The sequence below is a fragment of the Microvirga tunisiensis genome (assembly GCF_009296175.1).
Classification (GTDB): domain Bacteria; phylum Pseudomonadota; class Alphaproteobacteria; order Rhizobiales; family Beijerinckiaceae; genus Microvirga; species Microvirga tunisiensis.
In genome coordinates this window covers 1-9,028 of sequence record NZ_VOSK01000260.1, presented here as the reverse complement: position 1 = coordinate 9,028, position 9,028 = coordinate 1, and the positions used below count along the sequence as shown (strand labels likewise).

Annotated in this window: 10 protein-coding genes; 2 read left to right on the top strand and 8 right to left on the bottom strand. The window is 58.2% G+C overall.

The annotated features are described in order from the left end of the window. Positions 1-722: 722 nt before the first annotated feature. The gene (locus FS320_RS32715) at positions 723-1,481 is read right to left on the bottom strand and encodes an SDR family NAD(P)-dependent oxidoreductase (RefSeq protein ID WP_152716597.1); all 759 of its coding nucleotides are present in this window, start codon (positions 1,479-1,481) and stop codon (positions 723-725) included. Between the two features lie 127 nt (positions 1,482-1,608). Between FS320_RS32715 and FS320_RS32710 the strand changes: the two genes are divergently transcribed. Then, positions 1,609-2,055 carry a PaaI family thioesterase gene (locus FS320_RS32710; RefSeq protein ID WP_152716596.1) on the top strand — a complete coding sequence of 149 codons (447 nt, stop codon included), beginning with the start codon at positions 1,609-1,611 and terminating at the stop codon, positions 2,053-2,055. 127 nt (positions 2,056-2,182) lie between these two features. On the opposite strand, the gene FS320_RS32705 is transcribed toward FS320_RS32710, so the two are convergent. From FS320_RS32705 to FS320_RS32695, 3 genes are read right to left on the bottom strand one after another with little or no spacing between them, the layout of a single operon-like run. Next, the gene (locus tag FS320_RS32705; protein ID WP_152716595.1) at positions 2,183-3,196 is read right to left on the bottom strand and encodes a sugar-binding protein; all 1,014 of its coding nucleotides are present in this window, start codon (positions 3,194-3,196) and stop codon (positions 2,183-2,185) included. A gap of 31 nt (positions 3,197-3,227) precedes the next feature. Next, positions 3,228-4,253 carry an ABC transporter permease gene (locus FS320_RS32700; RefSeq protein WP_152716594.1) on the bottom strand — a complete coding sequence of 342 codons (1,026 nt, stop codon included), beginning with the start codon at positions 4,251-4,253 and terminating at the stop codon, positions 3,228-3,230. Between the two features lie 20 nt (positions 4,254-4,273). Beyond that, complete coding sequence (locus FS320_RS32695) at positions 4,274-5,014, bottom strand: ATP-binding cassette domain-containing protein (RefSeq protein ID WP_152716598.1); 741 nt, start codon at positions 5,012-5,014, stop codon at positions 4,274-4,276. Between the two features lie 312 nt (positions 5,015-5,326). On the opposite strand from FS320_RS32695, the gene FS320_RS32690 reads away from it, so the two are divergent. After that, complete coding sequence (locus tag FS320_RS32690) at positions 5,327-5,647, top strand: hypothetical protein (RefSeq protein ID WP_152716593.1); 321 nt, start codon at positions 5,327-5,329, stop codon at positions 5,645-5,647. 127 nt (positions 5,648-5,774) lie between these two features. Here FS320_RS32690 and FS320_RS50385 read toward each other — a convergent pair whose 3' ends face one another. From FS320_RS50385 to FS320_RS32675, 4 genes are read right to left on the bottom strand one after another with little or no spacing between them, the layout of a single operon-like run. Further along, positions 5,775-6,248, bottom strand: coding sequence for a substrate-binding domain-containing protein (locus tag FS320_RS50385; protein ID WP_338105585.1), 474 nt, complete (start codon positions 6,246-6,248; stop codon positions 5,775-5,777). Beyond that, a complete protein-coding gene (locus tag FS320_RS50380) occupies positions 6,208-6,738 on the bottom strand; it encodes a substrate-binding domain-containing protein (protein ID WP_338105584.1) in 531 nt (176 codons plus the stop codon). Before FS320_RS50380 ends, FS320_RS50385 begins: the two co-directional genes overlap by 41 nt. Positions 6,739-6,772: 34 nt before the next feature. After that, positions 6,773-7,789, bottom strand: a complete 1,017-nt coding sequence (locus tag FS320_RS32680) for an ABC transporter permease (RefSeq protein ID WP_152716592.1) — start codon at positions 7,787-7,789, stop codon at positions 6,773-6,775. After that, positions 7,782-8,843 (bottom strand): sugar ABC transporter ATP-binding protein, encoded by a 1,062-nt coding sequence (locus FS320_RS32675; RefSeq protein ID WP_162003399.1) that lies wholly within the window; start codon positions 8,841-8,843, stop codon positions 7,782-7,784. Before FS320_RS32675 ends, FS320_RS32680 begins: the two co-directional genes overlap by 8 nt. Between the last annotated feature and the right edge of the window lie 185 nt (positions 8,844-9,028).

The following is a 9,028-nucleotide window of genomic DNA, read 5'->3' as shown; positions in this document are numbered from 1 at the left end:
TCTGATCCGCCTTCTGGTCAAGCGCGTTGAGATTGATCGCGGCGACATCACGGTGGTGTTCCGTGTCGCTCCGCCGCCCGATCCGAGCTATGGTGGTTCAGACAGCGGCAGTTTGCACCATTGTAGGAGGGGTCTTGGCCCTGTTTCCGGTCACGATGGCTGATATGACCGAGTTTCCGGTTTGGTCGACACTGGGCATAAAGGCTTCTTGCGAGATCCAACCTGCCCCGACGACGGCGTAGCGAACCTTTTTCAATGCTCCCTCCCTATTGGGCAACACAGGTGGCGTGTGTTTTGACTGAGGCCGGATTGCTTTGCCGTGGAGGGCAATCGGAGACTGATGCAAATCCCCTGATGACGGGTCCTCGCCTCTAACGGCACAACTTGCTTGACCATCGAGGTCCGTTGCCTCTTGTGAATGCAATAAATATTGCAGAATACAAAAAAGCGTCAACTTTTATTCCAGAGGTGGAGGGCTATGGCGCCCACCTGTACCGTACGTCTCAGGCCGTCAAATGCAGTTTCTCCCACCCTCAGAGTTCCAGCAGCGCAGGCTCACCGACTCGTCAGGAGTCGGCATGGACGGTCGGCAGTCCGAAGTCTGGCCGCGGTTTGCACTGATGACGTGTTGGCCTGCGATTTCGGCTCTCAAAGCCCTTTGAGAGCCAGTACCAGGTTGGGTGCGGCTCTCGCCCTCACCGCACTTCGGCAGTAAGGTTCGGTCAGGACCAGCCCCCATCTACCACGTATTGCTGATTGGTGCAGGCAGAGGCCTCATCGGACGCGAGAAATACGGTGAACCGCGCAATTTCATCAGGCACGAGCTTCCGCTTCAAACACTGTCGCTGCATAAGATCGTGTTCGGCCTCTGGGGTGAGCCATTTCTCCAGCTGACGCTGGGTCATGATCCAGCCGGGGGCAATCGCATTGACGCGAATATTATCTGGGCCGAAGTCGCGTGCGAGAGAGCGCGTCAACCCGAGGATGGCAGACTTTGCCGCTGTGTAAGCTGCCATGCCCCCTTGACCGATCATCCACGAAAATGACCCGAAGTTGATTATCACGCCAGCCTTCGCGGCCTGCATGTCAGGCAGCACAGCTTGCGCAGCAAAAAACTGGTGCTTGAGGTTGACCGCAAAGCGGTCATCCCAGTACTCCGGGGTGACGTCCGGGGTTGGGTGTCGCTCATCATGAGCAGCATTGTTGATGAGAATCTCTACTGGTCCGAGGCCCTCCCGAACACGCGCAACTGCCGACCTTAAGGCGCTGATGTCCGTGAGATCCGCATGTTCAAACCGTACGCTGTGACCGTGTCCTGATAATTCACCGGCAAGTTTCGCGGACGGTTCGGTTGCGATATCAATGAACGCGACCTTGCATCCTTGCTCAGCAAAGCGCCGAATAATCGCTTCACCAATGCCTGATCCACCACCGGTGACCAGCACAACCTTGTTCTTCAGATCACTGTAGGTTGCGACCATTTTGTTGTTCCTCCCGTGCCAGATCCTATAGTCAACCTGCTATCTACGTGGACGGTATGGCATTGTTGCCGATGCCCCTATCACTGCCACCCGAACTTTCCTGATTTAATCCAGCGGACAGGCTGCTATGTCAGAAACTCTTATCAACAACCCGTTCATCGATCTGCTGGGTGTTCAGATCGAACACTGGGACGATGGTTATGTTCGCGCCCGTCTTAACCTCCAGGCAGACCATCAAAATCGTTCAGGAGTGGTCCACGGTGGTATCCTGACGACACTTCTCGATCACGTCGGCAGCTTTTCTGGATTGTACTGCACGACCCCCGGTCACGCACGCTTTTGCGTAACCCTCTCCCTTACGTGCAACTTCGTGGGCCAGTCGAAAAGCGGGAGTATCGTGGCCGCCGGCCGGCGAACCGCCGGAGGGCGGAACATCTACTTTGCCCAATCCGGGATCCTCGACCTCGCCGGCTCAGTGCTTGCGACAGGCACGAGCGTTCATCGCTACCGCAAAGGCAGTGAGAATCCTCAAGGTGTCCCCGTCAACCTCTCAGATCCCACCTTGTCTTCATGAACCGCGTGGTGGCCTTCGGGTTGGCCGAACCTCATATTGAAGGAGGCCGGAAGGGCATGCTCCCCTTCCGGGTTGCATGCCCTCGTTCCGGCTCAATGAACGTGGCCGCGAGTCCAGCTCTGCTCGTCTAGGTGCCCGATCCCACGCAGCTTGTCGCATTCTGCGGGGTGCAGACATCCAAACCGGTATAGGTTGGGTCTTTAGGAGCAGGCTTTCCGTCCTTCATGTCCTTGAGGAACATCATAGACTTGTAGCCCATTTCGAAGGGACGCTGCCCCACCTGTCCCTTGGACAGGCCGGCTTTCAGAAGGTCCATCTGGGCCGGCAAGGTATCAGCGACGACCAGAGCCAAAGAACCGTCATCGATGCGGGCCTTGTATTTCTCCGCAACCTTCCGATAAGCCTGTGGGATGAATTGTGGGAAGCCGCCAGTTGGAATGAACGCATCCAGCTTCGGGTTCTTCCCGAGGGTATCCTCCATCTGTTGCACGGCGAGCGGGAAATCGTCGTTGGTGTACAGGGGACAGCCTGCTACCTCCGTCCAACCGTTCTGACCGGTCAGCTTTGTTCCAGGGGCCGCCGTTGACTTCGCACCGGAGAGAGTATCGCGAATACCCTGCATCCGCTCGTTGTGGTTTGCGGCGGCGGCTCCCCCCGATTGGATGCACAAAGTCCCACCCTTTGGCTTGATCTGCTGTGCGAGCTTGGCAAGATTGACGCCGATGTCATAGTTGTAAGTTCCGACATAGGCGGCGCGAAGGCCTTTATCCTTCTCCAGAAGATCAGAGTCCCAGGTAAGGACAGGGATGCCAGCCTTCTTCGCGCCTTCAAGCGCCTTGCCGACAGCGGCGGCGTTGGCCGGTGAAACGGCGATGCCATCGACCTTTTTGGCGATCAGGTCATTGATCACCTGGACCTGCTCCTCGCCACCGCCGTGCTCACCGGGTCCGATATACAGGCACTCAATTGCACCGTTGAGCTCCTTCTCCGCCTTCTTGCAGCCATCCCGCGCTTGGTCGAAGAACGGGTTGTTCATGTTCTTCGGAACCAGAGCGAGTGTATATTTCTTGCTCTGGGCTTGGGCGCCGGCTGCAGTTGCAAGCAAGGCCACCGCGGCGACACTGTAAGCTAGAACTCTCATTGGGCTTCCTCCTTGTGATGTCCGGCTTCCCTCAAGCCGAACGCTTGCCGCGGATCCGCTGCAGCAGAACCGCTAACACGATGAACAGGCCGACAAAGGCGCCCTGCCAGTTTGCATCGACGCCGGCCATGAGCAGCGAGTTTCGGATGACTTCGATCAAGGCAGCACCGATGACAGCCCCATAAGCACTGCCCTGCCCTCCCATCAGATCGGCGCCGCCGATCACGGTCGAGGCGATCACCCGCAATTCGTAGCCTTGGCCGAGAGCGTTGATGGCGGATCCCTGCCACCCGACGATAAGCACAGATGCCAGAGCCGCCGTGAGGCCCGAAACGATGTAGGCCTGGAGCTTGATACGACGCGTGGGAACGCCAGTGAGGCGGGCGGCATTCTCGTTGCTGCCGATGGCGTACAGGTAGTTGCCCCAGCTCGTGAAGTTCAGGATGAATCCAAAGATCAGGGCGAGGATCAGCAGTACCCAAACCGGATTGGCCACACCCAAGATCGCGCCGCCGCCAATCGCATTGAACGTATCGCCATAAGGACCGAACTCGTAGATCATCTTGTTCTCTGATAAGACGATCGCCAGCGAGCGGGCTATCGACAACATGCCGAGGGTCACAACGAACGCCGGAAGCCCAATATAGGCTACCAGGACGCCGTTCACGGCGCCTGCAAGAGCACCTGCTGCCAGTCCGGCGAGTATCGCAATTCCCCAATGTCCTTCAGCTTGGAGCACAAGGCCGCAGATGACGCCGACAAGCCCCATGATCGAGCCGACCGACAGGTCGATGCCGCCGGTGAGAATAACGGCAGTCATTCCGATAGCCATGATGCCCACGAAGGCAAAGTTGCGTGTGATGTTGTAAAAGTTATCGGCGGTAGCAAAAGCGTCGGGCTGATCCCAAGTCATCACGCCACACATGACTACCAGGGCTACCGTGACCCAGAATGGCTGGCTTGCGAAGAGTTTGTGCGAGAGGCTACTCTCCTTGAGCCCAGTGATGTCCTCTATCTCGACGCTGCTCGGTGTGGTCGGGAGTTGGGTTGTTGACATGGAACGCTCCTATGCACCCGTCAGGCAACGTGGATTGCACCGGTGATGAGTCCGGTCACTTCTTCAGGCGAACTAGAGGTGATGGCTTTGTCGGCGACCTTTCGACCGCGCCGCATCACAACGACGCGATCACAAACCGCGAATACGTCCGGCATACGGTGGCTGATCAGCACGACAGCAATGCCGCGGTCCTTGAGGCGGTGAATGAGATCCAGCACCTCCGCCACCTGCCGTACACTGATCGCGGCCGTCGGCTCGTCCATGAGAACGAGTTTGGCGTCAGCAAGGCGAGTCCGGGCGATCGCAACAGCTTGCCGCTGACCACCGGACATTTGCTTCACAAGATCACGGGGCCGGGTCTCCGACTTGAGTTCCTTGAACAATTCAGCTGCCTTGGCGTACATGGCTGGGTAATTCAGGATCTTGAGCGGACCGATCTGGCGTTTGAGCTCGCGGCCAAGAAACACGTTCGCCGCTGCCGTGAGATTGTCGCACAAGGCAAGGTCTTGATAGACAACTTCGATCCCAGCCACCCGGGCGTCTACCGGCTTGTGAAAGTGCTGCACCTGGCCGTTGATGCGGATTTCCCCCTCTGAGGGACGGAAGTTGCCGGCAATGACCCGGACGAGAGTGGATTTGCCGGCGCCATTGTCCCCCATCAGGCCAACGGCCTCACCGGGCTCAATCGTCAGATCGACGCCTTTCAAGGCCTCGATTGCACCGAAGTGTTTAGCGATTCCGTTGAGTTCTAAGAGGGGCATTGACGGCTCTCTCCTTTTCCCAAGGCATGCATTGGGCAGCCACACAGTCAGGTTGTACGCACCGGATTCCCTTGCGGGGTTGCACCTGTCCGTCGCTGGTACCGACGAGGAGTGTTGGTGAACCGGCACAGTGCCCCGCAGTGCGGGCCTTCTCCCGAATTCCTATGTCCCTGGCACCGAAGATAATCTTCTGCCCGGCTGGATCATTGCACCCTCCGCATTCGCGCGAGGATACCGAGGGCTTATCACCAAGCCGGCCCTTTCCGAGGAAGCCGGAACACTATTGAGGTTCGGGTGAGACGCGCCCTAAGCGTGGCCAATATGAAGGCGGCGGTGCGGCCAGCCGATATTCTGGTCGCTGACGAGCTGACGCCAAATGCTGCCGTTGCTCGAAATAGTAAGGGAACTGTTGCGTCGTATGCGCCATCCATTCCTCCCGTCAGTGCCGTTTTTCGTGGCTTGTTGGGCAAAATCTACAAGCTTTCTTGCGCCATGTCAAATGCTGCAACAAAAATTGCAGAAGTGATTTTTGGCAATACTGCTTGTCTCGCCGCACTCACGGATTGGGCAGAACTGGCATCCTCCCGTAGGCCAACTTGGGCGTCAGATTCAGGAGCCCAAAGCGGGACCTGAGACCCGTGGGATAGCAGCGACGGCGCATCGAACAGCGACTGACAACGGAGCCACCCACGGACGCAAAAAGAAAGGCGAGGACAAGTCCTCGCCTCGCTCGCTTTCCCGCAAGGAAGTTGAGTTGTTGCTAGTACGGCGCCTCAGGGAAGTAGTACTGCTCGGCATTCTCTTTGGTGATCAGCGGGCTTCCCAGAACCCAGCGGCCGCCGGCTGGAGCGCCGGTTGCAAACTTCAACGCGGTCGCTCCAATGGCTGGAATGATCAAGGTTGGCGGGTAGAAGATGTCAGCGTCCACCAGCTTGTCGCCGTCCATGATACGCTTGATGACCTTGTTCATGCCGGATCCACCGAGCACGATCATGCCCTTATCCCGGCCGGCTTGGTTGATGGCCTCAATGGCGCCCAAGGCGGCATCGTCATCGCCAGCCCACACACCATCGATCTGCGGGAATCGCTGAAGATAGTCCTGCATCACCTCGAAGCCCTTGTCCGGATTCCAGTTCGCATACTGCATATCCAGAACCTGGATGCTCGTGCCTTCCAGGGCTTTCTTGAAGGCGTCAATGCGGATGTTGTCGATTGCAGTTGGAATACCGCGCATAACGACGATTTTGCCTTTGCCCCTTCAGCTTCGTCTTAAAATACTCGGCGGCAATGCGGCCGTACTCCGGATTGTTGCCGCCGACATACAGGTCCTCGACACCCTCCTCCGATAGGCCACGGTCAACGGTTGTCACGAAGACGCCCTGCTTCTTCGCCTCCTTGACCGGCTCCGTTAATGGATCGGATTCGAAGGGCAGAATGACAAGGGCATTGATTTTTTGAACTGCAACGAGATCCTCGATGTCGTTCACTTGCTTCGTTGCGCTGTCAGCCGTCGTGATCACGAACTCGAGGTCGGGATAGGCCTTCTTCAAGGCGTCCACGGTGCGCTTGGTATGGTAGTTCAAGCCACCGGTCCACCCATGGGTTGCGGCCGGAATGGAGATCCCAATCTTCGCCTTCTCCGCCAAGGCGATGGACGATGAAGCCGTGACCACCGCTAGGGCCATGGCACCGATGCCTAGAATTGAACGTACGCTTGCTAACATGTCTTCCTCCCTTGTGGTAAACGGCTGAGCCTGGTTATCGGGCCGCCCGCCCCTTCTGCATGAGGACGGCCAGAATGATGATCGCGCCTTGGATGGAGCCGTTCAGATGGGGGCTGAACCAGGACGTGAGATTGAGAATGTTCTGGATTAGGCCGAGGATGAGGACGCCGACGATTGTTCCCCAGATCCTCCCATACCCGCCCGACAGCACTGTCCCACCGATGATGACGGCCGCGATGGCTTCGAGCTCCCAAAGGACGCCGGTGGATGGCGTGGCGGCGCCCAGACGCGGCACATAGATGAGGGTGGCCACGGCCACACACAAACCTTGGAGGATGTACGTGGCAATCCGGACGCGGTTTACATTGATGGCCGAATACTTGGCGACCGCAGCGTTGGAGCCGATGGCGGCGCAATGGCGGCCAAACCGCGTGCGCCAGAGAACGAACTCACCAATGATGGCCAGGATCGCCAGGGCAAGGATCGGATAGGCAATGCCCAACAGGGTACCGTAGTAGATCGGCCGTGCCGTCGAGCGAAGACCCGATTCCAGCGAGATCGCGCCGCCGTTCGAGAGGTAAGTCAACAGCGAGCGAAAGATCCCCATCGTGCCGAGCGTGACAATGAACGCTTCAATACGCCACCGCGTGATCAGCAAGCCATTGACGAGCCCGGCCATTGTTCCCAGGAGCAACGCAAACAGAATGCCGACCAGCACGGTGAGCCAGCCCGTGCCGAGTGTTGCGGCAACAGCGTTCATGAACATGATCATGAGGCCTGCAACAAGAGCCGACATGGCACCGACGGACAGGTCGAGTCCACCGGCTGTGATGACGAACGTCGTTCCGATTGCAATAATGCCGATGAGCGCGCTGCGTGTCAGCACGTTGCTGATGTTGGCCGAGCTCAGGAACGATTCATTGATGAGTCCCCCGATGATCAGCAATGCGACCAATGCGATCAACGGACCAAAGGATGTCAGGTGATCACTGATCCGGTACCGGCCGCTTGTGGCTGGCAGCTTGTTGGGGACGGCAATCGTATCAGACATGGATTGGTGCCTCCTTCAGGCCCACGGCATACCGGACAATTTCGTCCTCAGTCATTGTGTCGCCGGCCACCTCGCCAACGATGCGGCCCTGGCGCATGATCATCACCCGGTGGCTAAGGCCGATGATTTCCTGCATCTCTGACGAGATGACCACGCAGGTCTTCCCGGCCGCGGCAAGCGACTGGATCAGGCGGTAGATCTGCTGCTTGGTGCCAATATCGATGCCGCGGGTCGGCTCATCGAAGACAATCACGTCCGGTGCGGCGAGCAGGGTTTTTGCAATCAGAAGCTTTTGCTGATTGCCACCGCTGAGCGTGCCAACACGGGCTGACGGCCTCGGGGCCCTAATCTCGTAGGTTGTGATTGCATGGTCCAGTTCGGCCCGTTCGGCTTTGATATCGATGACCGTGCCACCTGTCAGGGCTCCTTTGAGGAGCGTCAGGTTCTCGCCAAGCGACTTCTCAAACAGAAGCCCGCGTCCTTTGCGGTCCTCCGTCAGATACGCCATGCCCATCTGGTAAGCTTCCCGTGGCGTTGGAAGAGGGCGCCCCTTCCCTTGGTATGCAAAGGATTTGCAGCGAGCCGGCCGGAGCCCGAACAACCCTTCAAACAGTTCGGTGCGCCCGGACCCGACCAGACCCGAAAAACCAAGGATCTCCCCTTTCCTGAGGTCAAAGCTCGCGCGCTCGACGTATCCCGGCACCTCAAGCTCGCGCACGGATAGAACACTCGTCTGATCAGGCTTTGGGTGCTTGGGCGGGTAGAGGTCGGACAGTGGGCGTCCAACCATCAGGCTCGCCATCTCATCCTCGGTCAACGAACCGGTCGGAGCAACGGTTACAATCCGGCCGTCGCGGAGAATGGCTGTCTGATCCGCGAGCCGCTTCACCTCGTCGAGCTTGTGCGACGTGAAAATAACCGCGCCCCCATCCTGCCGGAATCGGTCCACTCGCTCGAACAAGCGATCCGTCTCGTGGTGGCCCAGAACCGCTGTCGGCTCGTCCATGATCAAAAGGCGCGGCCGGCGAGACAGCGCCTTTGCAATTTCGATCATCTGCCAGTCCGAGACTGCGAGCTTTGAGAGAAGCATCCGTGGATGGATGGTGGACCCAAGGACCTATGCCGGAATGTGGGTGATGACGGTTTGAGAAAGGCGACGTATCGAGGCGGGTGTCGAGCCTGCCAGAACCTCTTCAGGAGAGCGATACGTCATGACCGAGACTACCAACATTGTTCGCC